At 55.6% G+C, this 23847-nt stretch carries 24 protein-coding genes; 8 read left to right on the top strand and 16 right to left on the bottom strand.

Translation table 11 applies throughout. The features are described 5' to 3' along the window. Positions 1-19: 19 nt before the first annotated feature. The 4 genes from GNT65_RS13290 to rfbC all read right to left on the bottom strand — a co-directional run bounded on the left by GNT65_RS13290 (position 20) and on the right by rfbC (position 3305). Positions 20-745: a 3-deoxy-D-manno-octulosonic acid kinase gene (locus tag GNT65_RS13290; RefSeq protein ID WP_160796971.1), complete on the bottom strand. Its 726-nt coding sequence runs from the start codon at positions 743-745 to the stop codon at positions 20-22. A gap of 65 nt (positions 746-810) precedes the next feature. Beyond that, positions 811-1680, bottom strand: a complete 870-nt coding sequence (rfbD, locus tag GNT65_RS13285) for a dTDP-4-dehydrorhamnose reductase (RefSeq protein WP_160796969.1) — start codon at positions 1678-1680, stop codon at positions 811-813. A gap of 13 nt (positions 1681-1693) precedes the next feature. Further along, a complete protein-coding gene (gene rfbB / locus GNT65_RS13280; protein ID WP_160796967.1) occupies positions 1694-2764 on the bottom strand; it encodes a dTDP-glucose 4,6-dehydratase in 1071 nt (356 codons plus the stop codon). Beyond that, positions 2757-3305, bottom strand: a complete 549-nt coding sequence (rfbC, locus tag GNT65_RS13275; RefSeq protein WP_160796965.1) for a dTDP-4-dehydrorhamnose 3,5-epimerase — start codon at positions 3303-3305, stop codon at positions 2757-2759. The genes rfbB and rfbC overlap by 8 nt, the downstream gene beginning before the upstream one ends. 140 nt (positions 3306-3445) lie before the next feature. On the opposite strand from rfbC, the gene GNT65_RS13270 reads away from it, so the two are divergent. The 3 genes from GNT65_RS13270 (at position 3446) to GNT65_RS13260 (ending at position 6774) form a co-directional block, all read left to right on the top strand. Beyond that, positions 3446-4486, top strand: a complete 1041-nt coding sequence (locus tag GNT65_RS13270; protein ID WP_160796963.1) for a glycosyltransferase family 9 protein — start codon at positions 3446-3448, stop codon at positions 4484-4486. A gap of 121 nt (positions 4487-4607) precedes the next feature. Then, the gene (locus tag GNT65_RS13265; protein ID WP_160796961.1) at positions 4608-5684 is read left to right on the top strand and encodes a glycosyltransferase family 9 protein; all 1077 of its coding nucleotides are present in this window, start codon (positions 4608-4610) and stop codon (positions 5682-5684) included. Then, positions 5674-6774, top strand: coding sequence for a glycosyltransferase (locus GNT65_RS13260; RefSeq protein WP_160796959.1), 1101 nt, complete (start codon positions 5674-5676; stop codon positions 6772-6774). Before GNT65_RS13265 ends, GNT65_RS13260 begins: the two co-directional genes overlap by 11 nt. Here the strand turns inward: GNT65_RS13260 and GNT65_RS13255 are convergent. The 3 genes from GNT65_RS13255 to GNT65_RS13245 all read right to left on the bottom strand — a co-directional run bounded on the left by GNT65_RS13255 (position 6771) and on the right by GNT65_RS13245 (position 9841). Continuing rightward, complete coding sequence (locus GNT65_RS13255; protein WP_160796957.1) at positions 6771-7562, bottom strand: glycosyltransferase family 2 protein; 792 nt, start codon at positions 7560-7562, stop codon at positions 6771-6773. The genes GNT65_RS13260 and GNT65_RS13255 overlap by 4 nt on opposite strands. A gap of 265 nt (positions 7563-7827) precedes the next feature. After that, positions 7828-8682, bottom strand: a complete 855-nt coding sequence (locus tag GNT65_RS13250; protein WP_160796955.1) for a glycosyltransferase — start codon at positions 8680-8682, stop codon at positions 7828-7830. 16 nt (positions 8683-8698) lie between these two features. Further along, positions 8699-9841: a glycosyltransferase family 9 protein gene (locus GNT65_RS13245; RefSeq protein ID WP_160796946.1), complete on the bottom strand. Its 1143-nt coding sequence runs from the start codon at positions 9839-9841 to the stop codon at positions 8699-8701. 315 nt (positions 9842-10156) lie between these two features. Between GNT65_RS13245 and GNT65_RS13240 the strand changes: the two genes are divergently transcribed. Next, on the top strand, positions 10157-11227 hold the full coding sequence (locus GNT65_RS13240; protein ID WP_338091779.1) for a CDP-glycerol glycerophosphotransferase family protein: 1071 nt from the start codon (positions 10157-10159) through the stop codon (positions 11225-11227). Beyond that, positions 11224-11616: an FAD synthase family protein gene (locus GNT65_RS13235; protein WP_160796944.1), complete on the top strand. Its 393-nt coding sequence runs from the start codon at positions 11224-11226 to the stop codon at positions 11614-11616. The genes GNT65_RS13240 and GNT65_RS13235 overlap by 4 nt, the downstream gene beginning before the upstream one ends. Positions 11617-11728: 112 nt before the next feature. On the opposite strand, the gene GNT65_RS13230 is transcribed toward GNT65_RS13235, so the two are convergent. After that, positions 11729-12754 (bottom strand): glycosyltransferase family 9 protein, encoded by a 1026-nt coding sequence (locus tag GNT65_RS13230; RefSeq protein ID WP_160796943.1) that lies wholly within the window; start codon positions 12752-12754, stop codon positions 11729-11731. A gap of 285 nt (positions 12755-13039) precedes the next feature. On the opposite strand from GNT65_RS13230, the gene coaD reads away from it, so the two are divergent. Next, a complete protein-coding gene (gene coaD / locus GNT65_RS13225; protein WP_160796942.1) occupies positions 13040-13516 on the top strand; it encodes a pantetheine-phosphate adenylyltransferase in 477 nt (158 codons plus the stop codon). Between the two features lie 10 nt (positions 13517-13526). Beyond that, positions 13527-15032, top strand: a complete 1506-nt coding sequence (locus GNT65_RS13220) for a capsule assembly Wzi family protein (protein WP_160796940.1) — start codon at positions 13527-13529, stop codon at positions 15030-15032. Positions 15033-15158: 126 nt separating this feature from the next. Here the strand turns inward: GNT65_RS13220 and mutM are convergent, their stop codons facing one another. The 8 genes from mutM to GNT65_RS13180 all read right to left on the bottom strand — a co-directional run bounded on the left by mutM (position 15159) and on the right by GNT65_RS13180 (position 22184). After that, complete coding sequence (mutM, locus tag GNT65_RS13215; RefSeq protein WP_160796938.1) at positions 15159-15974, bottom strand: bifunctional DNA-formamidopyrimidine glycosylase/DNA-(apurinic or apyrimidinic site) lyase; 816 nt, start codon at positions 15972-15974, stop codon at positions 15159-15161. Positions 15975-15997: 23 nt separating this feature from the next. Further along, positions 15998-16450 (bottom strand): hypothetical protein, encoded by a 453-nt coding sequence (locus tag GNT65_RS13210; protein WP_160796936.1) that lies wholly within the window; start codon positions 16448-16450, stop codon positions 15998-16000. Positions 16451-16513: 63 nt separating this feature from the next. Next, the gene (gene moaA / locus GNT65_RS13205; RefSeq protein WP_160796934.1) at positions 16514-17500 is read right to left on the bottom strand and encodes a GTP 3',8-cyclase MoaA; all 987 of its coding nucleotides are present in this window, start codon (positions 17498-17500) and stop codon (positions 16514-16516) included. 60 nt (positions 17501-17560) lie between these two features. Beyond that, positions 17561-19360, bottom strand: coding sequence for a bifunctional molybdopterin-guanine dinucleotide biosynthesis adaptor protein MobB/molybdopterin molybdotransferase MoeA (locus GNT65_RS13200; RefSeq protein ID WP_160796932.1), 1800 nt, complete (start codon positions 19358-19360; stop codon positions 17561-17563). A 14-nt stretch (positions 19361-19374) separates the two neighbouring features. Continuing rightward, on the bottom strand, positions 19375-19965 hold the full coding sequence (mobA, locus tag GNT65_RS13195; RefSeq protein ID WP_160796930.1) for a molybdenum cofactor guanylyltransferase MobA: 591 nt from the start codon (positions 19963-19965) through the stop codon (positions 19375-19377). After that, complete coding sequence (locus GNT65_RS13190; RefSeq protein WP_160797016.1) at positions 19949-20671, bottom strand: ATP-binding cassette domain-containing protein; 723 nt, start codon at positions 20669-20671, stop codon at positions 19949-19951. Before GNT65_RS13190 ends, mobA begins: the two co-directional genes overlap by 17 nt. Further along, a complete protein-coding gene (locus GNT65_RS13185) occupies positions 20668-21375 on the bottom strand; it encodes an ABC transporter permease (protein ID WP_160796928.1) in 708 nt (235 codons plus the stop codon). Before GNT65_RS13185 ends, GNT65_RS13190 begins: the two co-directional genes overlap by 4 nt. Continuing rightward, on the bottom strand, positions 21372-22184 hold the full coding sequence (locus tag GNT65_RS13180) for an ABC transporter substrate-binding protein (protein ID WP_160796926.1): 813 nt from the start codon (positions 22182-22184) through the stop codon (positions 21372-21374). The genes GNT65_RS13185 and GNT65_RS13180 overlap by 4 nt, the downstream gene beginning before the upstream one ends. Positions 22185-22415: 231 nt before the next feature. Between GNT65_RS13180 and GNT65_RS13175 the strand changes: the two genes are divergently transcribed. Next, positions 22416-23846 (top strand): sigma-54-dependent transcriptional regulator, encoded by a 1431-nt coding sequence (locus tag GNT65_RS13175; RefSeq protein ID WP_160796924.1) that lies wholly within the window; start codon positions 22416-22418, stop codon positions 23844-23846. The last annotated feature ends 1 nt before the right edge of the window (position 23847 follow it).

Here is a 23847-nt window from a genome sequence, read left to right as displayed (position 1 = left end):
CGCTAATAGGCAGGCTTGGCTAGGCCTGAGTATAGCCCGCCAATAGCTGCTGCCAGTTTTCCTGAGTAAAGTGCAGCTCGGGCGCCTTGCCCTTCTCCTTGTTGAAGGAGCGCAGCAGGCGAGCCAGGTTGGCCTGTTGCCACTTGCTGTCAAGCTTCTTCAACGCGCCGCGGTCGAAATCGATCAGGGTAAAGGTCTCACCGGCCAGCAGTATGTTTTTGGCGTTAAGATCGGCGTGATAGACGCCGCGGCGATGGAACTTGGCGATACAGGCACCCAAGGCTTGCCATTTGTCATTTGACATAGGCGCCTGGTTCAGCTCAGCCACCAGATCGCGAGCGCCCGGGATCCGCTTGATGATGATATCGCCGCGATAATAGGGGCCGCTGCGCTGGATCTGCGCCGCCACAGGTTCCGGTACCGCAAATCCTTCCTTAAACAGCAGCTCCAGCAGGTTGAATTCGGCGATCGCCCGGCAACGCTTGAGCCCGGTATAGAGATAGGCATCGCGGCTGAACTTCTCCATCATGCCACCACGATAATAGTGTCTAAGCACCCACTCCTCCCCAGGCACCTGGCTCAGGGGATGGGGATTGATAAACCAGGTGGTGTAGCGGCCCGTCGAAGAGCCTGTGATGGCTCCTAGGTCTTGCCAGTAATCGAAGGTAAACCAATCTGGGGTGATCGCCTTGAGCGAAGCTTGGCTAAAGACGATGCAACCGGCATCGGTAGGTTTTATTTGCATAGATTTACTGGCTCAAGGGGCTTAGGTGGTCGTTATGGGGAATTGTACCCGATATTGGCGTCCTGTCAGCCCTCTTTCGCCAGTAGTTGCAGCACCTGGATCAGGTTATCTTGCCAGCGCTTGGCGGGCAATATCCCCTTGGAGCCACTGTTATCCAGCGCGCTGTAATGCGGGCGAGGCGCCGCGGCGCCATATTCCTGGGTGCTAATGGGACTGAGGTTCGCCGGCTCATCGAGTAAACCCAAGGCATTGGCGCTATCTGATACCTGCCGAGCAAACTCATACCAGCTGGTGACGCCGAGATCGCTCCAGTGATAGATGGGCTCTGGCTTTATCACTTGAATTAGTTGCCAGATAAATTGTCCCAGCGCCAAAGCAGATGTCGGCGTGCCCCACTGATCGTCGACCACCTTAAGCGGCTTGCACTGGCGCATCAGGGTCAGCATTGTCTTAACAAAGTTATGCCCGAAGGGGGAGTAGAGCCATGAGGTGCGCACTATGCAGGTATGACCCTGGCCGTATTCCAGCGCCGCCAGCTCGCCGCGCCACTTTGACTCGCCATAGCGACTTAGCGGGTTAGGCGTATCCTCAGGGCGATAGGGTTTGTTTTGCCGACCATCGAACACATAGTCGCTGGAGAGGTGGATAAGCCTGATACCCCGTTTACCGCAGTGCCCGGCTAATGCCTTAACCGCCAGGTGGTTGAGGGCAAAGGCGGCCTGGCTGTCTGTCTCGGCGGCGTCGACCTGGGTATAGCCGCTGGCATTAATGACCAGTCTATAGTCCCGCTGATCCAATACCTGCGCGATCTTCAGGCTGCTTCTGATATCAAGCGCCTCGCGGCCCAGATAGTCCACCTGGTAGCAGTCAGGCTGAGTCGCCTTGAGCGCGTGGGAAACCTGCCCATGGCGACCGATCACCAATATCGGTTTCATCGTGCTTGACCCATTACGACTGGCTCGCCACCTGATGGCACCAATCCAGGTGCGTCAGATACCAGTCCACCGTCTTCTCCAGACCGCTGGCGAAGCTTTCATTAGGCTGCCAGCCCAAGGTGTGGTTCAGCTTGCTGGCGTCTATGGCGTAGCGAGTGTCGTGTCCCGGCCTGTCTTTGACGAAGACGATAAGTTGCCTGAAATCACTTATGCCGCAGGGTTTCTCGGTGACCTTTTGATTTAACAGCTCGCAGATCAGGCCGACGACTTCGAGATTCGTCATCTCATTCATGCCGCCTATGTTGTAGCTCTCACCTAATTTGCCCCGAGCGGCTACCTGACACAGGGCGTGAGCGTGGTCATCCACATAGAGCCAGTCGCGGATCTGTTTGCCATCGCCATAGATGGGGATCGATTTTCCCTGCAGGGCGTTGAGCAGGGTCACGGGGATTAGCTTCTCCGGATACTGATAGGGGCCATAGTTGTTGGAGCAGTTCGACAGCACTACAGGCAGGCCATAGGTTCGGTGCCAGGCCCTAACCAGATGATCCGCCGCGGCCTTACTGGCGGAATAGGGGGAGCTGGGGGCGTAGGGGGACTGCTCGCTAAAGTATCCCGCCTCGTCTGAGCCTAGGTCGCCAAATACCTCGTCGGTCGAGACATGGTGCAGGCGAAAGCGTGTCGCCATCTCAGTCGGCAGGTTGCGGTAATATTGCAGGCATTGCTGTAGCAGCTCGAAGGTGCCGACAATATTGGTGTCGATAAAGGCTCTCGGCCCCTCGATAGAGCGGTCCACATGGGTTTCTGCCGCCAGGTGGATCACCAGGTCTATCTCATATTGCCTGAGGGCTTTACCCAGGGTATCGCCATCATTGATATCGCCCTGGATGAAATGGTAGCTGGGATCTTGTGCTATGGATTCGAGGGACAACAGATTGCCGGCATAGGTGAGCTTGTCATAGTTTACCACGCGGCAACCGCCTAGCTCGATGAGGTGGCGAATCAAGGCCGAGCCGATAAAGCCGGCGCCGCCGGTGATCAAGATATTGCGCCCGACTAATGAGTGATGCTTTCTACTATTCATAGTAATTGGCCTCGGCAAAGGTGCCCGCCGCTCTGTCCTTGGGCGACAGGATTGGCGACCGTGTGCTTAGTAGTGGCCAATCGATGGCGAGGCTGGCATCGTCCCAGCGGATGCTGTGTTCGTCACTCGGGGCATAATAGTCGGTGCACTTATAGAGGCAGTGGGCCTCGTGCGAGATGACATAGAAGCCGTGGGCGAACCCCGGTGGCACCCAGAGCTGGTGCTTGTTGTCTGCCGACAGGTGATGTCCCGTCCATTGGCCGAAGCTCGGGCTGCTGCGGCGCAGATCGACACACACATCGAAGATCTCACCACTGACCACGCGGATCAGCTTCCCCTGAGGTTGCCTGAGCTGATAGTGCAGCCCACGTAGCGTGCCCTGCAGCGAATGGCTCTGATTTTCCTGAACGAAGTCGAGATCCACCAGGTGCTCCCTAAACCACTGCTGACGAAATGTCTCGAAAAAGCAGCCGCGCTCATCGCCGAACACCTGAGGCTCGAGCAACTTAACGTCTGGAATGCTGGTATCGTGAATCTTCATCGTGTCTTCCGGCCGGTATACAGGGCCACAGGTTCTAAAGAAAGTTGGTCCTATGGCGGCCTAATCATGGAACCTAGCGACATTCTACATTAAACTCGTTGCGGATCCTTACTCCCTTACTATTTCTCAACGGCCCCTATATGAGCTTGAATTTGCAGACTGCCCACTCTTTGTGTCTCTTACGTTTATCTGCCATCGGCGACGTGTGTCATGCGGTGGCCATGGTGCAGGCGATTCAGCGTCAGTATCCAGATCTTAAGATCACCTGGGTGATCGGCAAGGTGGAGTATCAGCTGCTCAAGCATCTGCCCGGCGTCGAGTTTGTGATCTTCGACAAATCCCAGGGCTGGCGAAGCTATCTCAATCTGCGCAAGGCGCTTAAGGGGCGTCGTTTCGATCTGCTGCTGCATATGCAGGTGGCGCTGAGGGCGACCATCGCATCCTTGGCTATCTCGGCCAAGGTGCGCCTGGGCTTCGATCGTGCCCGCGCCAAGGAGGGACAGTGGTTGGTGACCAATCGCCGGGTGGAGCCCTTGGCGACGCCCCATGTGCTCGAGGGGTTTATGGGTTTTGCCAAGGCCGTGGGCGTCACGGATCTTCAGCCTAAGTGGGAGATTCCTGTGCCCGCCGCCGATACCGAGTTTGCACGCCAGCTGATCCCAGATGGGGATAAGACCTTAGTGATCTGCGCCGCCGCCAGTAAGGCCGAGCGCAACTGGCTGCCCGAGCGTTATGCTCAGGTGGCCGACCATGCACTTGAGAAGGGCTATCGCGTGCTGCTTTGCGGTGGGCCGGTACCTATGGAGCGTCAGCTGGCCGAGGCTATCCTCACCCATGGCGATGCCCGTATCGAGAATCAAGTGGGTAAGACCTCGCTGACTCAGCTTCTTGCGCTTTTGAAACAGGCGAGTATCGTCCTGGCACCGGATACTGGGCCAGCCCATATGGCGGTGACTCAGGGTACGCCTGTGATCGGCCTCTATGCCCACTCTAACCCTGGGCGCACCGGCCCCTATACTTGCTTAGACAGTGTGGTCAGCGTCTATGAGCAGGCGATCGCCCAGCAACATACGGGCGAGGTGCCTTGGGGAACCCGCGCCAAGGGGGCACACCTGATGGAGATGATTCAGGTGACGCCCGTGATTGCGGAGTTTGATCGCTTGGTGTCGGGGGCTGGTTAATAGCAAGGAGTCGTCGATTAATGGTAGACTTCAGGTTTGATTGACTCATCTGGCCCCCGTCAGTTGAGTCATGCAATGAGGGAAGATGGGGTTTTCCCATTCATTTTTAGGGATATCGTCGATGTCAGTGGCGCCAAAATTTCTGTTTGTACCTGTCTCCTGCGAAGAGGGGATAGGTGAATATATGCGTTCCACCATAGTGGCCGACGAGATCATGCAGCGTTGGCCGCAGGCGCAGGTCGAATTCGTGCTCAATAGCCGTGCGCCCTATGCCAAGCATTGTCCCTATCCGACACATCTGGTTAACGATACCCCCACCAAGCGAGTGAAAGAGGTCAACCAGCTGGTATCGCAGCTCAAGCCGGACTTAGTGATCTTCGATGCCGCCGGTCGCAAGGCCCAGCTTAAACACGCCAACCGTAGCGGCGCCAAGGTGGTCTTCATCAGCCAGCATAAACGCAAGCGTGCCCGCGGCATGAAGCTCGAACGTGCCTTGGTCACCGACAGCCATTGGGTGGTGCAACCCGAGTTTGTGATTGGCGATATCAGCCGTTTCGACCGCTTCAAGTTAAACCTGATTAACCGCGCAGAGCCTATCTTTACCGGCTCTATTTTTGCGCGGCCAGATAGCGCCTTGCAGCAAGCCTTACAGAAAGCGTATGGCCTGGAGCCGAAAGGTTATCTTCTCTATAGCGCCGGCTCTGGCGGACATTATATCGGCTCGACCTTGGCCGCCGAGCGCTTCGCCCAGGTGGCGCAGGCCTGTTATCGAAAGACGGGGATCCCCAGTGTCATGGTGTTTGGCCCTAATTATCCCAAAGATTTACCTCAGCTAGAGGGCGTGGTGGCCATAGAGAGACTCTCCAGCCTGGAGTTTATCAATCTGCTCGATAGCGCCGCGGGCGCCGTGCTGAGCGGTGGCGACACCCTGCTGCAGGCGATCGCCCTCAAGGTGCCGACACTGGCGGTGGCCGTCTCCAAGGATCAGCCCAAGCGGATTCAGCGCTGCGTGCAGCGAGGTCTGGCGCTGAGCTGTGATATCGAGCTCGATGCCATGTGCGCTCAGGTGCAGAGCCTGCTGGAGCCGAAGACAGTTCAGCAGCTAGGTGCCAATATGGATAGAGAGGCTGAGGCCAAGGGGCTGGATATCTGCATGGCAGAGATAGAAAGACTATTGGGGCTAACCGGTGAGCGCTAAACGTATCGGCTTGGCCATAGATAGCCTGGCTGGTGGCGGGGCCGAGAAGATAGTTCTGACCCTGGCCGCCGAGCTGAAACGCCTCGGCCATGAACCGCATCTTCTGGTGCTTTCCCCACATTATGACTATGCCGTGCCAGCGGATATTCCCCTGCATGTCTGTTTCGATAAACGCGATCGTCATGTCATCGCCTGGTGGCGACTAGGCCGTTCGGCAGCAAGGGTGAAACAGTGGGTCGACAGGCTAGAGCAGACTCATGGCAAGTTCGACCTTATCCTGTCCAACCTGGACAAGAGCAATCTGTTGCTGACCCGTGCGGGCGTGTCGCCACTGCATATTGTGGTGCATAATTCTATCGAAGAGGAGTTAAGGCGCGAGCGTAAACTCGGGCCTATCTCCTATCTCACTATGCTTAGGGCCAAGCGGGCATTGAATGGTCAGGCGTTGATCACCGTCTCCAAAGGGATCGCGAGGGAGATTAGTCAGACCGGGCGAATTGCGCCCCGCAGCATGCGCACCATCTACAACCCTTTCGATGTCGAGGCCATCAGGGCAAAGGCCGCCGAGGTGAACCCGGATATCCCTAAGGGGGAGTATCTTATCCATGTTGGCCGGGTCGCGCGCCAGAAACGCCATGACATACTATTTCAGGCACTTGCCAAGATGAATAAGCCGCTGCCACTGGTGCTGCTCTGCAACAACCCCAAGAAGGCGATGAAGCTGGCCAAGAAGCATGGCGTGGCCGATCACATCATCTGCCCCGGCTTTCAGGCCAATCCCTTTCCCTGGATTAAGGCGGCGCGCCTATTAGTGCTGAGTTCAGATTATGAAGGCCTGCCCACCGTGCTAATCGAGTCCTTGATCTGTGGCACGCCCGTGGTCAGTACCCTCTGTCCACATGGGCCGGATGAGATCATGACAAATGAGCTTGCCGAATATCTGGTGCCGAGGCGGGATAGTGAGGCCTTGAGTCGTAAGCTAGATCAGGCCTTGGAGCATTATCCTAGCCTTGCAGACAGTGAGATCCTCACGCAGGTGGCAATCGATAAGATAATCGCCGACTATCTGAGCCTCTGCCAGTCACCTTAGGAGCCGAGTTCGCTAATGCCCTGGGCGCAGCGAATCGGTCTCTGGGTAAGCGTGTGCTGAAACAAGAGATTGTTGCTGGCCAACTGCTGGCGGCAGCTCTCCTTGTGATGCAGATGAAAGGCGACGGCATAAAACTTTACCCGCTTGCGCCATTTATCGTTGTGGTACATGCGCAGGGCAAACTCCTTATCTTCAGGGCCCCAGCCCTCGAACGCCTGATTAAAGCCGTTGATGGCCAGGGCATCTCGCCGCCAGAATCCCAGGTTACAACCGTGTATGCCCTCTATCGAGTCCGGCACGCCCCAGCCGCTTTTCTCACACAGCCAACGGCTGCGAAGCGCCAGCTCTCTACCTCTTGCGATACCAGGTGAGAAGAGACCCGGACGCGTACCGCCAGCCAAGATTCGCTGACTTAAGGCCGGTCCCAGCTTCACTCGTTTGCCCGTCACCAGGCAATCGGGTTCGGCGACGGCAAGGTGATCGGCGATAAAGTCTGGGTGCAGCACGAGATCGCCGTCGATCATTATGATGTAGTCGAAGAGAGCGAGCCCTATGGCGCGATTGCGACTGGTAGACAGACGAAAGCCCCTATCTTCATGCCAGCTGTGGATCAGCGGGACGGGAAAGCTGGCCTTGAGTGTGTCGATAAGCTCGCGAGTCGCTGGGCCTGAGCCATCGTCGGCGATGATCACCTCGTCGGGAAGGCGAGATTGCCTCTGGACGCTGGCGAGCACGCTACTTAGCGCCGCAGGCCAGTTATAGGTGGTGATGATGAGTGAGGTCTTCATGGTGCCTTAACGAGTGATAATCTTGGGCGAAATTTTACTCGTTAGAGGCGATAAGTTTTATCTTTTCAATCTATTAGCTGGTTTTGTGTTAATGCGCGGATGTCGCTGTAACTCCGGGGTAAATCTTGAGTTGCAAAGGTGAACGAAAGGCTGGTGGACTGTGGCATGAAAAGGGCTGCAACTGTTAGTGTTTGCAGCCCTGAAACTTAAGTAATTGCTTATTTATATTAACCGCTATTTAAGCCGTTTTTATTTAAGCCACTTTTTATTTAAGCCATTTGCGTCCCAGGGTCGGCTTGCCGATAAAGTTCAGCAGTCCCTGGGGCACGCCACTCTTACGCTTTAGGTTGGCGGTATAGAGATTCCAGGCATCGAGCTTGAGCTGCTTTATCTCCGTCGGCGTCAGGGTATCGCCATACATCTGGCAGTAGTCGTCGACATAGCGGATCTCGCGGCTCGGACACTTGATGCGGTAGCCGCGGCCGGCGTAGTGAATAAAGTCGGCCTTGCGATAATCTTCGTTGCCCAGCAGATCCATGCGATTGAATGCGGCATCGACGCCTTGGTTCTTGATCTTGTTCTTCTGAATGACGTAGTTCACATAGGTCTGATCGTAGAACTTAACCGTGTTACATACCTGCTGCATCCCTTCCAGGGTGGCGAGTTCAAACAGGGGACACTCTTTAGAGATCAGGAACATGCCAAAGTTGTAGTAACTGTAGTGGCCATCAGTTTGCGGCCAGTTCTCGACGGCGTCGAAGGCGGCATTGATCTCGCCGACCGGAATGGTACGGTCAGTGTATGGGCCCTCATCGAACATGTAGACAGTTTCAAGATCTTGATACTCTTCGAAAATATCTCGAGCCCATGGTGTCACCATTATGTCTGCATCCAGATAGAGCACCCTGTCGTATTGCTTCAATAATTCGGCGGTATAGAGCTTTTCGGGCCAGGCCGGACTGGCCGAGTATTTAGGGTTCTCGATATGGATTTTGTAGTGCAGGCGATCCGATACCACGAGATCGGCACCGACCCTTTCGGCATAGCGCTCGAAGCTTTTCAGCGCCGCGCGGTACATAGGGTTGTCGCCAATGGCGAGGGTGAAGATGGCTTTTTTCATAATGGGGCCTTGGCTGTTATGAACTTAACTGTGAATGGGTGGCTGGCTTCTCGTTCTCGGACATCTGGGCAAGGGTGGACGTCACCTCGTCGACGCCGATATCGCTGACATAGCCCTTGCCGGTCGAGGCGTATAGCACCTTGGAACTGGCGGTTTCCGGCGGCGCCCAGTAGGGCTTCTTCTGCCGCATCATGGCGATCAGTGGACGCTGACTGGCGGTGGCAAAGTGCATGATGGCGGTCTCGACCGTGATCACCATATCGGCGGCGGCGATCATGGCCGGCAGCTCGAAGAAATTGTCTTGCACGGTAAAGACCGCGACCTGGCTGTTTGCCAGCCTGGGCTCATCGGTGATGGCCTGCTCGAGGGCGCTAAAGTTTTCCGGGGTGCTGTTGATGATGAAGCGGCTGTCTGGTGCCAGCTCGGTGAGACGGGCGATCAACTCGAATAGCTGAGACTGATGCCAGTCGCGCTTCTTATTGGTCGACAGATGGTTCAGAAAATAGAGCCTGCCCTGAGCCTGACCGGGAAACTTCTTGTTTAGCCAGGCCTTCGCCGTCTCGGAAACCTCTGGGGCAATGGTCAGCGACGGCATGAAGGCCGACTCCTCCAGTGTCAGCCCGGCAATTCTGTGCAGCAACTGATAGTAGCGATCGGTAATATGGTGCTGCTCGCCGAGGGCCGCTACATCTATCTTAAAGGTCTTGTCGCTGTGACGGAAAAACCAAGAGTCGAGCAGCCCGCCAAATTTGGACTTGGCCAGGCTGGTAACGATAAAACCCTTGGGGCTGATGCGTCTGGCCAGGGCTGAGAATTGCTCGCTCTTGCTGCCGGAGTGAGTGATCACCAAGTCATAATTCAGGGCCTTGGCGGCCTCGACCTGTCTGTCCTGCATCGCCTTGCTGTCGCTGCAGCCATAGCTGCGGCTGAAGGCGGGTTCGGCGGCGATCCACTGCTGCATGATCTTGCTGCGAGAAAGGCGCCAGCCGTCCTGATTGTTGCGATTATCGTCGAGCCAGATATCCACCTCTAGAGTTGGATGCTGCTGTTTGAGCGCGGCCAGAAAGGTCTTGATATAGAGAAAATCGCCCAGTGCCAAAGGGGAAACAAAGAGGAGGCGTTTTGCCTGTGCTAATCGTTCACTTGGAATAAGAGACATTGTGCCCTAGCCGATAAAATTAAAGTGGCTTAAGGATACATGGCTTTGATGACAGAGAAAACCTTGGCCAATGGCTATTTGCCAGTGACTCGGGACTATGAGTTTGCTCATTTGTGACTCGGCGCCAACTGCGCCGGGCTCACTGGTCAGGCTTTCGCCTGGCGAGGTGACAAATTGGCTGTAGTATTAATGGAATGTGTTACAATCTGCGCCAGTATGCCCATTGATAGACTGAGGCTAGGGTGAGTGCTTGGCGGCGATCTGCTGCCCCTCGCGCCGGGTCAAAGGTTTCGATAACCAGCGAGAAGATTGATTGTGATCTGTTTTGATGTTCTGCATCCATACTATTTGCCGCAATATTTGCCCGTCATGCAGGAGCTGCAGGCTCGGGGGCAGGTGGTGCGTTTCGTGATCTATCGCAGTCAGGATCAACAGGCGGCGCTCGACGCCCTGGTGGCGCAGAATGGTCTGGAGACCCATTGGGTCGACTCTCAGGAGGAGGCGCTCGCCTATTACCTGAAGGAGAAACCCAGCTGGGTTATATTTGGCAACAGCTTCGAAGCGGCGGCCAAGCTCAAGGGGATCTGTAAGACAGCTCTGATGCAGCATGGTATAGGCCCTAAGGCCTGTTATTATACTGTGTCTGAATCGGATATGGATGTGCGTTTCGTCGAGGGGGAATACCGCCTCAAGCGCCTGCAACAGCTCTATCCCCATAAGACCTTTATCGATACCGGCTATGCCAAGCTGGATCCTATCGTGCAGGGCAGCGAGGCCGGGTTGGATCTGGCGTCACTAGGTTTAGATCCTGCTAAGCCGACCTTGCTCTATGCCCCCACCTTCTATCCCAGCAGTATTGAGAAGATGGCTAAAGATTGGCCAAGCGCCTTTAGCGAATACAACATATTGCTAAAGCCGCATTATTTTTCCTTGAGCAAGCCCAGCTATAACAAGCAGAAGCGACTGCTGGAGCATTGGGGATCTTTTGACAATGTCTATTTGGCCCCTGTGGAGCAGGCAAACCTTTTGCCTTTCATGGCCAGTGCCGATCTCTTGATCAGCGACGCCTCATCGGCTTTATTTGAGTTTGCGGCCCTGGATAAGCCAGTAGTCTGGTGTGATTTCTATCACCTGCGCTGGAGTTATCGCGGCATCTTAAGTTTCCGTTTCAAGAATCGCATGGATGAAGATCTCTACCGCTATGCCGGTGTGGCCGCTCACGCGGCGTCGTACAAGGAGCTCAAAGTCGTGGTGGATCAACAGATAGCCCAGCCCGAGTCATATGCCGCCAAGCGAGCGCAGTATACCTTAGAGTTGGCCGGTCGGGTTGATGGCCACTCTAGTCAGCGCATCGTCGATTACCTTTTGTCCGAAGAGGCTTCATGAGAATTATTACTTTCGGGACCTTCGATATGTTTCATATCGGACATCTCAACATTATCGAGCGCGCCAGAGAGTTAGGGCAGCACCTGACGGTAGGCGTCTCATCGGATGCGCTGAATTTCTCCAAGAAACAGCGCTACCCTATCTGTAACGAACGCGACAGAATGCGTATCGTCAAGGCGCTAGCCTGCGTCGATGAAGTGTTTCTGGAGGAGTCGCTGGAGTTAAAGGCGGAATATATTCAGGCGCATAAGGCCGATATCCTGGTGATGGGGGATGACTGGCAAGGCAAATTCGACCATTTAAAGCCCTTGTGCCAAGTGGTCTATCTGCCGCGGACTCCGGCAATTTCGACCACTCAACTGATTGAGGTGGTAAGGGAAATTAAATAATCAAAGCCCCAGTCAAATTACTGGGGCTTTTTGATCACCTAGGGATACATATGTCTTACCTAGACTTAGGCATGGCTTTGGTAGACTAATAACCTGTTACCACTCTGCTAGCTTAACCGACAGCCTGCTGCCACGCATACTGGGTATTAAGAAAGCTGGCGATCTCCTTGCTGGCCAGATCGAAGTCTATGAGCGCCATATTCCTGCCCGTCTTCTTGCCTATGGGCGGGGTAAATGCCAGACGCTTATCGCTCTGGGTCAGAGTCTGCCAGCGCACCTTGGGGGCTGAGCGTCTGCCCGCATAGAAACCCACTGTGGGGATATTGTGTAATCCGGCGATATGCAGGGGCCCCGTTGAGCCGGCCATAAACATGTCGGCGGCCACCAGTGACCTGGCAAAATCGGCGAGGTTGCTGAGCGGTTTGGCCATGACAACATTTATCCCTTGAGCAATCAGAAGATCATACATCTGCTGTGCCAGTGATATCTCCTGGCCGCTGTAGGTCAATACAAACTTGCAGGCTATGTCGGTCTGCCTGTCTACCTGTATCAGCAGGTTGGCAAAATCCCTGGGCGAGATGCTGGTGGCTGAGCCACCCGTTCCCGGATGGGCGAAGATCAGTCGCTCCTCACCTTGTTGACCATAGTGATCCTGCCATTTGCGCCGCTCGTGGGAGAGATCCCAGTATTGGGTCGGCAGTGGAGGTACTGGAATGCCATGGTCGTTCAAGAAGTGCTCTACCAACATACAGCTCTTACGCCAGCCGCCCAGCCCCTTAGGCACCTCTATACTGGCTCTGTGTCGATACAGATACTGGTACCAATTGAGCTTAGGGGCTAGCTTGTAGGGAATATCCAGCTGGCGAACCAGTCGGTAGGTACGGATCTGTGAGCGTGACACGATAACAGCGTCGTACTGTCTGCTGGCAAATGCCTGCCGGATCGCCGGGTCGTCACCATTGTCGAAGATGACATGATCGACGAAGGGGCAGATTTTGGCGAACTCTTCTAATACAGGAGCGACGAAGACCTCTATGCTGGCATTGGGCTGTGCCATTTTTAGCTCGTAGAGCGCGGGCCAGGTGTTGACGAAATCGCCAATTTTATCATTACGAATGACTAGTATGCGTTTTATCATAGGAAATTTATTTTATGGAGGCTGTTTTAGGCGGATCGCCTATGACCGAATGCTTAATGCGAGCGTGCATTAATGACGCTTCATTCTGCCTATCTTAGCATCGGCGACTATTTACCAAACATTCTTCCATGGCATTTTTACACTATTGATACAAACTGTAGCTTCTAGCGATTTTTTCGCCAATAAACAATTCGATGCCGGTGGTTCAATCCGAGTGGGAAACTCGTTAAACTAGGCGCAATTCCGCCATCAACTTATACCAAGCCAAAGTAAGGGCTGAGAGCCATGCACACGAAAGCGATTTATCCCGGAACATTCGACCCCGTCACTAACGGTCATACCGACCTTATCGAACGTGCGGCGAAATTGTTCAAGCAGGTGGTGATAGGTATAGCTGCCAACCCTTCAAAGCAGCCGCGATTCAGCCTGGAGGAGCGGGTAAAGTTGGTCAAAAGGGTGACTGAGCACCTGGACAACGTCGAGGTGGTTGGCTTTAGCGGTCTGTTGGTGGACTTTGCCAAGGAGCAGAATGCCAGCGTCCTGGTGCGTGGCCTGCGGGCGGTATCAGATTTTGAATACGAGTTTCAGCTCGCCAATATGAACAGGCGCCTGAGCGCCGATCTGGAGAGCGTATTTTTAACCCCGGCCGAGGAGAATTCGTTTATCTCTTCGACCCTGGTGAAAGAGGTGGCATTACATGGTGGTGATGTCAGCCAATTTGTGCATGAAGAAGTAGCCAATGCGCTGCAGAAAAAGGATTAGTTTGCCCATTATGATGGAAAAAATTCGCGCTTATGTTGTTGGAGGCGTCGCGGCTTTAGGCCTGATGATCACCTCCTTAGCTCATGCGGCCCCCTGGGTCGATGTTTCCGATATCTATCTCAGAGCCGATATTCAGGCCCTCGCCGATGCTGGGGTGATCACTGTGCCCGTCAATACCTATCCACTGATGTGGTCGGGCATAGGCAGTGATCTGAGCAAGGTGGAGCCCTCAGTGCTTTCGCCAGGTCTCGCCACGGCGTTTGCCCGGGTGAACTTCTACTACCGTAATGCGGTCGAGAATCGTGGTAACAGCCGCATCAAGGCGGCTGGCGGCAGCGATCCAGCCCGATTCCAGCACTTTGGTTCTGACTATCGCGAGAAGGCTGAGGTGAAGGCGTCCCACGAGTATATGGGTGACAGGTTTGCCTTCAAAGTCGCGGCATCGGCCCACTACGACCCCATGGATGAGAAAGAGGTGCGCCTGGATGACTCCTACTTTGCAGTCGCCCTGGGTAACTGGATGGTCACCGCCGGCGCCGTGGAGCAATGGTGGGGACCGGGATTCGATACCGCGCTGCATCGCTCAAACAACGCTCGCCCCTTGCCTAGCCTGATGCTGAGCCGCAATAATGCCGCCGCGTTCGAGACGCCCTGGCTCTCCTGGATCGGTCCCTGGACGTTGACCACAGGCATCAGTTATCTGGAAGAGGAGCGCGCCGTCGCCAATCCGCTGCTGTGGAACTTTCGCGGCACCATACGCCCGTTGAGACAGCTGGAGATGGGGATCTCCTGGACCACCATGTTCTGTGGTGAGGGAGAGGAGTGCGGCCTATCGACCCTGCTTGATGCCATAGCCGGTAATACCACCTGTGTAAACGGTGAGGCCAGCTGTGACCCGGCGCTGCAGTCTAAGATAGGTAACCAGATGGCAGGCTTCGATATTCGTTATGCCGATACCTGGTTCGACATTCCGGTAGGCCTCTACTTAGAGCGCACCTGTGAAGACTCGAGTGGCCCCATGCCCTGGGATCTGGCCGACTGCGCCAAGCTGTTCGGCGCCGATACCCGTTTCGAGTTCGACTCTCAGCAGTACAAGCTCTTCTTCGAGTATTCTGATACCATGGTGGCCTGTGGCGAGGATCAGAATGCCTTCAACTGCTTCTATGAGCACGGCACCTACAAGAGTGGTTCACGCTACTATGGTCGCTCGCTCGGCAGCACCTATGACAGCGACGCCAACGTCTATGTGCTTGGGCTTATCGGTCAGTTTGCCAACAGCCATGGCTTCACCTCCCTGCTGCGTTTCGCTCAACTGAACAAGGATGGTAAGACAGTCAATAATGGTTGGGCTCCCAAGCCGCGAAAGGAAGATCTGCTGATGTTGGAGCTTAGCTATCGCTTGCCAGTTTGGAAGGGGATGATGAGCCTGGGCGGCACTGTGTCTCAGTCTGAATTTGAGAAGGATGACAAGGATACCAATGCGACCCTGTTCGGCAGCTATGAGTATCGCTTCTAATATTTAGAATACTTGTTTAGTTAAGGCTTTAACTGAAAACAAGTAAAGAAAAAGGCTGACATCTTGTCAGCCTTTTTTGCGTTTACGGAAACAGGAATTGCTCAGGCTGGGTTATCCACGCCGGGCTTAGCGTGGCTGGCACAGACCGCAGAAGACGGTGGCTCTTTGGCCGAGTTTTATCTCGCTCAGCAGGTTGCCGCATTGGGTGCAGGTCTCACCGCCGCGGCCATAGACATGCAGCTTCTGGGCAAAATAACCGGGTTTGCCCTCGGCGTTGGTGAAATCTTTGAGTGTGGTGCCGCCCTGTTTGATCGCCTGAGCCAGGATCTGTTTGACCTCGGCAACCAGCACGGTGAGCCGTTCCCTATCTATTCTTCCCGCCTCGGCCTGTGGATGTATGCCTGCGGCAAACAGGGCCTCGTTGGCATAGATATTCCCTACGCCCACCACGATATGGTTGTCCATCAGGCAGAGTTTGACTGCCTTCTTCTTACCTTCCAGTGCCTTGGTCAAATAGTCGACATTGAAGCCCGATTGTAGGGGCTCGGGGCCTAGCTTGGCCAGCAGGGGGTGGGCGGCTTCGGGTAGCTCGCACCAGAGCCAGGCGCCGAAGCGTCTGGGATCGTTAAACCTGAGTACCTTGCCGCTGGCAAGCTCAAGATCGATATGGTCATGCTTCTCTACCGGCGTCGACTTGGGCAGGATCCTCAGGCTGCCCGACATGCCCAGGTGAACTATGGTGGTGCCGGCATCGGTATCCAGCAGTAGGTATTTGGCGCGGCGGCGTACGCCTCTGATAGTCTGCCCCACTATCAGCTGGGCGACCTCGGGCACGGGCCAGCGCAGGGAAGCATTGCGCACGGTTAACCCTGTGACCTGCTGATCGAGCAGATGAGGGGAGATCCCTTGGCGGGTCACTTCGACTTCGGGGAGTTCGGGCATAGGTGTCTCTTCGTTTTGCTGGTTTAGGGGTTATCGAGTCTGAGGATCGGCAGCAATGACGGACGCAGACTTGGCGGGATCCGATACCAGTTACCGGCCGGTGAGCTTAGCAGTCCCTCTTCGGGATAGAAAAGCCAGAGCTGGGTTGTCTCTATGTCGCGGATCTGGATCACCAGCTCGTGGGGGGACGAGGCTATGCCTGTGGGTTTGGCGATAGGCGAAACCAGGATGCCACCCCAGGCCTCGGCCCACTGGCGACAGTTGAGCACCTTAGGGTCACATTGCCAACCGAAGCCCTGCTGGGCGAGCCAGAGATCGTCATATTGCAGCTGAAACAGGGGCGCCTGTTGATCGAAGAGGGGCTGGGCATCTTCCGGGATCGCCTGACGCTCACGATCCAAGAAGGTGAGTATCGCCACCATGGCGATGGAGGCGAAGATGATGATGTTATTCCATTTTCTTCGGGTCAGGGCCATCTCGAGTCAGACTCATTCAAGATCAGATATGTCAGAGTCTATCATCGAAAATGGCCCAGGGCATCAGCCGCCGGTGGCATTCATGAAACGCAGGATCTGGGTTTCGCCTTCGGGGCTGAAGTGATGCTCCTTGGGCTTGAGCTTGATCGCCTCAAGAATCGCCCGTTTCAGGCGCTCGATATCGCCGGGATACTGCCTAACGATTGCCTTGAGATCCACCGAGTTTTCGTTGCCCAGACAGAGGAGCAAACGTCCCTCCACAGTGACCCTCACCCGATTACATTCGTGGCAGAAGTTGTTGCTGTGGGGCGATATGAAGCCCACATGTATCTTGCTGCCGGGCATGGTGTAGTAGCGGGCCGGGCCACCGGTACGCTTGTCGGAGACACTCAGGGGATAGCGCTGAGTGATGATGGCCTTAACCTCGTCGCTGCTGCAGTGGCGGCTCTTCTTGCGCTCGTCGATGATCCCTAGTGGCATCTCTTCGATGAAGGCGATATCCAGTTCGCGCCCGCGGCAAAATTCGATGAGATCCAGCACCTCGTCGTCATTCTGACCACGCAGGATCACGGCGTTGATCTTGATACGGCTGAAGCCCGCTGCCTTGGCGGCATCTATTCCTTGGATCACCCGCTCCAGGTTGCCGTTGCGGGTTAGCTGGGTAAATAGCTCGGGTTTCAGGGTATCCAGGCTGATGTTGAGACGGCTCAGCCCCGCATCATGCATCTTGCCGGCAAACTTACTCAGGCGCGAGCCATTGGTGGTCATGGACAGCTCTTTGAGGCCGGGCAGCCTCCCCAGCAGCTTGACCAATTGGTCGCAATCGGTACGCACCAGAGGCTCGCCGCCGGTGAGGCGGATCTTCTTGACCCCTAGCTCGGTAAAGGCCTGGCCTATCCAAGCCAGCTCCTCCAGGCTGAGTACCTGCTCTCTGTCGAGAAAACAGGGGTCTTCACTCATACAGTAGACACAGCGAAAATCGCATCTGTCGGTCACCGAGAGACGAAGGTATTCCACGGTGCGGCCAAAGGTATCGACGATTAAACTCATACAGAATCACCTACGACGGCGGGGGAGTTCGCCTCGCCCGCCTGGCTAATCCATTGTCGACTATAAGAGATCGGCAAAGGGTTGAATATAAACGGTATCACCCACGTTGAGCTGCTCGTCTTTCTCGGCGATCACGATAAGACAGTTGCCCTTTACCATGGAGCTCAACATGCCCGAGCCCTGGGCCCCTGTGCTGGTGACATGCAGACGGCCGTCAGAGCCTAGATGATAGACGCCGCGGGTAAATTCGGTGCGGCCCGTGCGGCTGCGCAGGGTGCAGTCGGCGATGGCTGGCACTAAGGTCGGTGTCCACTCCTGTTCGCCCGCTAGCTTGCGCAGTGCAGGCTGAACGAACTGCATGAAGGAGACCATTACGGCTACCGGGTTACCCGGCAGGCCGAAGAAGAGGCTGTCGCCTATCTGACCGAAGGCCAGTGGGCGACCCGGGCGCATGTTGATGCGCCAAAAGTTGATCTGTCCCACCTTGGCGAGCGCCAACTTGATAAAGTCGGCATCGCCTACCGAGACACCGCCAGAGCTGATCACCACATCGGCCTGCTGCGCCGCGCCTTGTAGGGCGTCGACCAGGGCGGCCTCGTTATCTTCCAGGATGCCGAGGTCGATCACCTCGCAGCCTAGCTGCTTCACCATGGACTTGATGGTGAAGCGGTTGGAGTCGTAGATGCAGTTGGGTTTCAACGGTTCGCCAGGCTGGCACACCTCGTCGCCGGTAGAGAAGACGGCGACCTTGGGGCGGCGATACACGGGCAGTTTGCCGAAGCCCAGTGACGCCAGCATGCCTTGGTGGGCCGCCTTGAGTCTGTGCCCGGCGCTCAGGGCTGTGTGGTCCTTGGCAATGTCTTCACCTGCCTGACGCACGTGTTGCCCCAGGCTGATATTGCCCCGGAAGCTGACAGTGTCGCCGCGATCTTCCGCTATCTCCTTCATCTGTACCGTATCGGCGCCGTCCGGCATGGGGGCCCCCGTCATGATGCGCACCGCCTCACCGGGATTAAGAGTGCCCTGGTAGCTATGACCGGCCATCACATCGCCTACAAGCTTATAGCTGTCTAACATGGGGTCTGAATAGGCAAAGGCGAAGCCGTCCATCGCCGAATTAGTGTGCTGGGGCACGTCGACCGGCGAGATGGCATCTTGAGCAAGTACCCTGTCTGTGCTGTCGTCTATGGCGACCTCTTCCGTGACCGACACAGGCGTGACGTAGGAGAGGATCTTGTCTATCCCCTGTCTTACCGACAGCGTCTTGCTGGTGTCCAGCTCGCAGCCGCATTCGGGGGCGAGGGGGAGCGATGGCGTGCAGGGGCGCCAGTTATTGGCGTACTCGATGACGAAGTCGGCGATCTGGCCCACATCGTTAATATCTAAGCGTCTGAGATCCGAGGGCAGCTGAGTATCGTCGCAGCAGGCGATGGCCTGAATGTGCTCATCATGGGTATGGATAAAGGGCTTACCGTGGGCGGCGCGGTGTAGCTCCACCTTAGGTAGCGCCAGCTTCTTGAAGCCTTCCACTAGGACGATATCCACCTTGTCGGCCTCGATTTGGGCCAGCAGGTGAGGCAGCTCTGGGGCTTCTTCTACCGGATCTTCTGTCATCAGCGCCCAACGCACGTGTGAGGCGACCAGCATCTGGCGGGCACCCGCCTTGCGCATCTCGTAGCTGTCCTTGCCAGGAATATCCACATCGAAGTTGTGATGAGCATGTTTGACAACGGCTAGCCGCAGGCCTCGACGATTGAGTTCGGGGATCAGCTTCTTCAACAGGGTCGTCTTGCCTGTGCCACTGTAGGCGCAAAACCCGAGGACGGGGATAGGCAGTGGATTGTTAAACGGTATGCTCATGTACACCTCTATTTTTAGTGGGCAATTGCCTCGGAAAGTTGTTGTTTTTGTTCTGGCGTGTTGACGTTTACGAAGGCGTTGGGCTGATCGGAAAAGTCACATACGACACAGTGGTGTTTGGCATACCAGAAATCGATCTTACGTTCGCCGGCATCTAAGAAGGCCTTCATCGATTCTCGCAGCTCAGGCTTCATCAGCAACACCACAGGTTGCTCCCGCTTGCCGTCGCTGGCCACTGCCATCTCGGCGTCTTCGGCTGCAATGGCCTTAAGCATACGCTGCACCAGATCTGTCGGCAGTAGCGGGCAGTCACAGGGCACCACCATGAGGTAGTCGGCCTGGGTCTGTCCCATGGCGGTGATCATGCCGGCCAGCGGCCCAAGATAACCCGAATCTTCGTCGCTCAATACTGGGTAACCAAACTCAGCATAGCGATCTTGGTTGCGGTTTGCGTTGATCAGGATCTGCTTAACCTGAGGTTTTATCCGGTCGATTGCGTGTTTTATCATCGGCTGATCGTTTAACTCGACCAACCCCTTATCGTTGCCGCCCATGCGTCTGGCCATGCCACCGGCAAGGATCACGGCATCAATTTGCGGTGACATATCTCAGCTCCTGCTGTGATGGGGTGAAGGGGCGCTCATCTAGGGTCGATGGGCTTACCTGAATAGCTTGTTCCTGGATCTGCCAGGTCTGCTCGCACAGGCCTGTGAGCGAACAGCTCTGATGGCTGCTGATCAGCATGCCTGTGCCTTGTTGTTTCAGATGGCTGACCATGGTCAGCACCAGTTGCTGGGACAGCTTGTCCATGTTGGAGGTGGGCTCATCCAGCATCAGCAGGCGTGGGCGCATGATCCAGGCGCGGGCGATGGCCAGGCGTTGGCGCTCACCGCCGGAGAGGCTAGCGGCTCTCTGGTTAAGTAATGAACCCAGCTGGGCCATCTCGATCGCCGTCTGGGTGCGCGAGGCTATCTCCTGCTCCGTCATGTCGCAAAACGGCTGCACATAGTTGAGGTTGTACGCCACGCTGCCGTCAAACAGATAGGGGTGTTGATGCAGATACACAGCCTTGCCCAGCAAGGGATTGCGGCGCCACCAAGGTGTCGGGGCAAAGCCTTCGGTTTGGATTTCGCCACGGCTTGGTGCCTGCAGGCCTGCCAGCATCTTCATCAGTGTGGTCTTGCCGCTGCCGTTGTCGCCCTGCAGGTGTATGGTCTGGTGCTGAGCCAGGCTGAGACTATCGAAACGGTACAGCAGGCGGCTGCCGAAGCGCATCTCTATGTTGTTGGCGATGATCTTGACCATGACTATAGGCTCCTCGGTTCGGCTCTGCCTCTGAGGGTGCCCAGAGTGAAGTTAAGCACCAAGGCCAGTATAAGCAGTACCAGTCCCAGGGCGATAGCCTGGGCGAAGTCGCCCTTACTGGTTTCCAGGGCGATGGCGGTGGGGATATTACGGGTGACGCCGGCAATATTGCCGCCCACCATCATGGAACAACCCACCTCGGTGAGGATGCGGCTAAAGGCCGCGACTATGGCCATCAACAAGGGCACCTTGAGCTCCCGGCACACCAGCCAGACGGATCGTAGCCAGGAGGCACCCAGGGTGCGAGAGGTTTCCCAGGCACGCTTATCCACGCTGGTAAAGGCGGCCTGACTCATGGCGATTAACACTGGGGCGCAGATCATCATCTGTCCCAGTATCATGCCTTTCTGAGTAAATAGCCATTTTAGATCCCCCAGTGGGCCCATGCGGGTCAGCAACAGATAGACCAAGAGGCCGATCACTACTGTTGGGATAGATTGTGTCGTCTGTACCAGGTTAGTGGCAAACCAACGTCCTGGAAAACGGGCGAAGGCCAGCACGAAGCCCAGCACCATAGAGGGGATTAGGGTGATCGCCAGCGCCGCAAAAGAGACTGCAAACGAGACACTGACGATAGACCAAACATCGGGGTCTAATGAAAACAGCAGGCTCAACGCCTGCTGTATTAGGGCTAACCAGCCTTCACTCATTCGCTATATGTTGCCTTAAATAGTTGCTCACCCTGTACGGTGTAGCTGTTAATCATGCCTTGGGCTTCGTTGCCGATCAGCCAGTCACTCAGGGCCTTAGCACCTTTGTGGTTCAGATCTGGGTATTTCTTCGGGTTGATCAACATGATTTGATAAGGATTAGCCAGTGCTTTACCGCCATCATAGTCAACCGCTAGATCTAGCTTCGCCTTGTAGGCAACGAATGTGCCGCGGTCAGACAGTGTGTAGGCCTGTAGTTCGTTTGCCATCAGCAGCGTCTTACCCATGCCTTGGCCTACTGCACGGTAGCCGTTAAATTTCGGCTCAACCTTAGCGCCTTTCCAGATGATCAACTCTTTCATGTTGGTGCCTGAGTTGTCACCACGAGAGACGAAGCCCACGCCTGAGTCGGCTATTTTAGCAAAGGCCTCTTCGGCTGTCTTACTGCTACGGATCTTCGCTGGGTCATTTTTCGGGCCCAAGATCACAAAATCGTTTTCCATGATGCCGCGTGGCAGCATGCCATAGCCTTCGTTAACGAATTTGGCTTCGGCAGCTGGGGCGTGAGTCATTACCACGTCTACATCGCCCTGACGGCCCAGCTTGAGGGCCTTACCCGTACCAGTAGCGATAACCTGCACCTTATAACCAGACTCCTGCTCAAATTTAGGCAGCAGGTGCTTGAGTAGACCAGAGTTTTCTGTGCTGGTAGTGGTGGCCAGTTTAATGACCTCTTCTGCCTGGGCAGAGGTTAACGTAAGGGCACTGGCGACGATCGCTAGGCTGAGTATCGATTTTAGCTTTAGCATTTTTGCTCCTTGGCATCTGCTTGAGTGCGTGATATTGCCGGCATCACGCCGATTGTGTGTAAATAACGAAACTGTTTCAGCAAAATCAATGCCAAAACTATTATCCGCAAAAAAAGCTCACAAGTTGCCGACAAAGTGTGAAGCAGATCGCAAGCTCGGCAAATTATCGCCAGACATAATGTCCCAGAGCGCGATTCTACTGGTTCAGGGTGACCAATTGGCCGAGGTTTGATGCTAGAATCTGTTGAATATGAGTCAAAATGTCCAAAAGAAGACAATATGAGCCAGCCCAATAAAGAGATGAAGCCCCTACCTTCTGCCGTATCTGTGCTGATCGTCGACGATGAGCCAGGCATGCGCAGCTTCCTGAAGAAGGCGCTGTCGAAGAAGTTCGCCCTGGTGGAAACCGCAGGCAGTGTCGAAGACGCCGAGCAACTCAGGAGCCGCTGTCACTTCGATCTGTTGATCGTCGATATTCGCCTGCCGGGCCGTTCCGGTATCGAATGGGACGAGGCGCTGAGCGATCAGGAGCGGCGCTCAGACATCATCTTCATGACGGGCTACGCCGATATGGACGTGGCCATCAAGGCGCTGCGTGCCGGCGCCTCCGACTTTATTATGAAGCCCTTCCACCTGGAGCAGATGATGAAAGCGGTTGACCGCTGCATCGAACGTCGCCTGCTCAAGCGCGAAAACCTCATGCTGCGTCGTGAGGTCTCCATCGGCCAATCCTCCACCATCATAGGCAGCAGCGATGCCATGATGGAGGTGAAGCATGTGATCGAGCGAGTGGCGCCCACCAATGCGGTGATCCTTATCGAAGGTGAATCGGGCACGGGTAAAGAGCTGGTGGCCAGACAGCTGCATCTGCTAAGCGGTCGTCAGGGCCCATTTGTGCCCGTCAACTGTGGTGCCATCGCCCCCGAGCTGCTGGAGAGTGAGCTCTTCGGTCATGCGGCCGGCTCCTTTACCGGCGCCAAGGGCAATCGGGAGGGCCTGTTTAGCTTCGCCTCGGGCGGTACCATCTTCCTCGACGAGATAGGCGAGATGCCGCTGAAGATGCAGACGGCCCTGCTTAGGGTGCTGGAACAGCGCACCATACGTCCCGTGGGCAGTGAGAAAGAGATCAACATCGATGTTCGGGTGCTGGCGGCCACCAACCGCAAGCTAGCGGACGAGGTGGAGGCCGGCAACTTCAGGCGCGATCTCTTTTATCGACTCAACGTGCTGGACATAGTGATCCCGCCGCTGCGTGAGCGGCCGGAAGATGTAGTGGAGTTGACCCATCACTTTACTCGCTTGCTCGCGGCTGAGCTTGGCGTTAAAGAGGTGGTGTGGAGCCACGAGGACATGCTTAAACTGCAGCAGCATGAGTGGCCGGGTAACATCCGCGAGCTGCGCAACATGATTGAACGCTGCATCTTGCTGGGCAAGCCGCCGGCCGAGTACTGGAAGCAACAGCCTAAGTCTGAGGTAACGGGTGAGCTGGGTTATCCGCTGGACTGGTCGCTCAAAGAGGTGGAGAAACACCATGTCACCTCTGTGGTGGATCAGCATCAGGGGAATAAGTCTGCCGCCGCGCGCGATCTTGGTGTTTCTCGCAAGACATTGGATCGTAAATATAAAGAGTGGTTTGAGCTCAATCATCTCGAGGAAGAATAAT

Origin of the sequence: Shewanella insulae, from assembly GCF_009831655.1 — a bacterium.
Classification (GTDB): domain Bacteria; phylum Pseudomonadota; class Gammaproteobacteria; order Enterobacterales; family Shewanellaceae; genus Shewanella; species Shewanella insulae.
This window is presented reverse-complemented; position numbering and strand designations above follow the sequence as displayed.

Coding starts and splice junctions, on each gene's coding strand:
- GNT65_RS13290 (WP_160796971.1), bottom strand. CDS start 745: ATGCAAATAAAACCTACCGATGCCGGTTGCATCGTCTTTAGCCAAGCT.
- rfbD (WP_160796969.1), bottom strand. CDS start 1,680: ATGAAACCGATATTGGTGATCGGTCGCCATGGGCAGGTTTCCCACGCG.
- rfbB (WP_160796967.1), bottom strand. CDS start 2,764: ATGAATAGTAGAAAGCATCACTCATTAGTCGGGCGCAATATCTTGATC.
- rfbC (WP_160796965.1), bottom strand. CDS start 3,305: ATGAAGATTCACGATACCAGCATTCCAGACGTTAAGTTGCTCGAGCCT.
- GNT65_RS13270 (WP_160796963.1), top strand. CDS start 3,446: ATGAGCTTGAATTTGCAGACTGCCCACTCTTTGTGTCTCTTACGTTTA.
- GNT65_RS13265 (WP_160796961.1), top strand. CDS start 4,608: ATGTCAGTGGCGCCAAAATTTCTGTTTGTACCTGTCTCCTGCGAAGAG.
- GNT65_RS13255 (WP_160796957.1), bottom strand. CDS start 7,562: ATGAAGACCTCACTCATCATCACCACCTATAACTGGCCTGCGGCGCTA.
- GNT65_RS13250 (WP_160796955.1), bottom strand. CDS start 8,682: ATGAAAAAAGCCATCTTCACCCTCGCCATTGGCGACAACCCTATGTAC.
- GNT65_RS13245 (WP_160796946.1), bottom strand. CDS start 9,841: ATGTCTCTTATTCCAAGTGAACGATTAGCACAGGCAAAACGCCTCCTC.
- GNT65_RS13235 (WP_160796944.1), top strand. CDS start 11,224: ATGAGAATTATTACTTTCGGGACCTTCGATATGTTTCATATCGGACAT.
- GNT65_RS13230 (WP_160796943.1), bottom strand. CDS start 12,754: ATGATAAAACGCATACTAGTCATTCGTAATGATAAAATTGGCGATTTC.
- coaD (WP_160796942.1), top strand. CDS start 13,040: ATGCACACGAAAGCGATTTATCCCGGAACATTCGACCCCGTCACTAAC.
- GNT65_RS13220 (WP_160796940.1), top strand. CDS start 13,527: ATGATGGAAAAAATTCGCGCTTATGTTGTTGGAGGCGTCGCGGCTTTA.
- mutM (WP_160796938.1), bottom strand. CDS start 15,974: ATGCCCGAACTCCCCGAAGTCGAAGTGACCCGCCAAGGGATCTCCCCT.
- GNT65_RS13210 (WP_160796936.1), bottom strand. CDS start 16,450: ATGGCCCTGACCCGAAGAAAATGGAATAACATCATCATCTTCGCCTCC.
- moaA (WP_160796934.1), bottom strand. CDS start 17,500: ATGAGTTTAATCGTCGATACCTTTGGCCGCACCGTGGAATACCTTCGT.
- GNT65_RS13200 (WP_160796932.1), bottom strand. CDS start 19,360: ATGAGCATACCGTTTAACAATCCACTGCCTATCCCCGTCCTCGGGTTT.
- mobA (WP_160796930.1), bottom strand. CDS start 19,965: ATGTCACCGCAAATTGATGCCGTGATCCTTGCCGGTGGCATGGCCAGA.
- GNT65_RS13185 (WP_160796928.1), bottom strand. CDS start 21,375: ATGAGTGAAGGCTGGTTAGCCCTAATACAGCAGGCGTTGAGCCTGCTG.
- GNT65_RS13180 (WP_160796926.1), bottom strand. CDS start 22,184: ATGCTAAAGCTAAAATCGATACTCAGCCTAGCGATCGTCGCCAGTGCC.
- GNT65_RS13175 (WP_160796924.1), top strand. CDS start 22,416: ATGCTAGAATCTGTTGAATATGAGTCAAAATGTCCAAAAGAAGACAAT.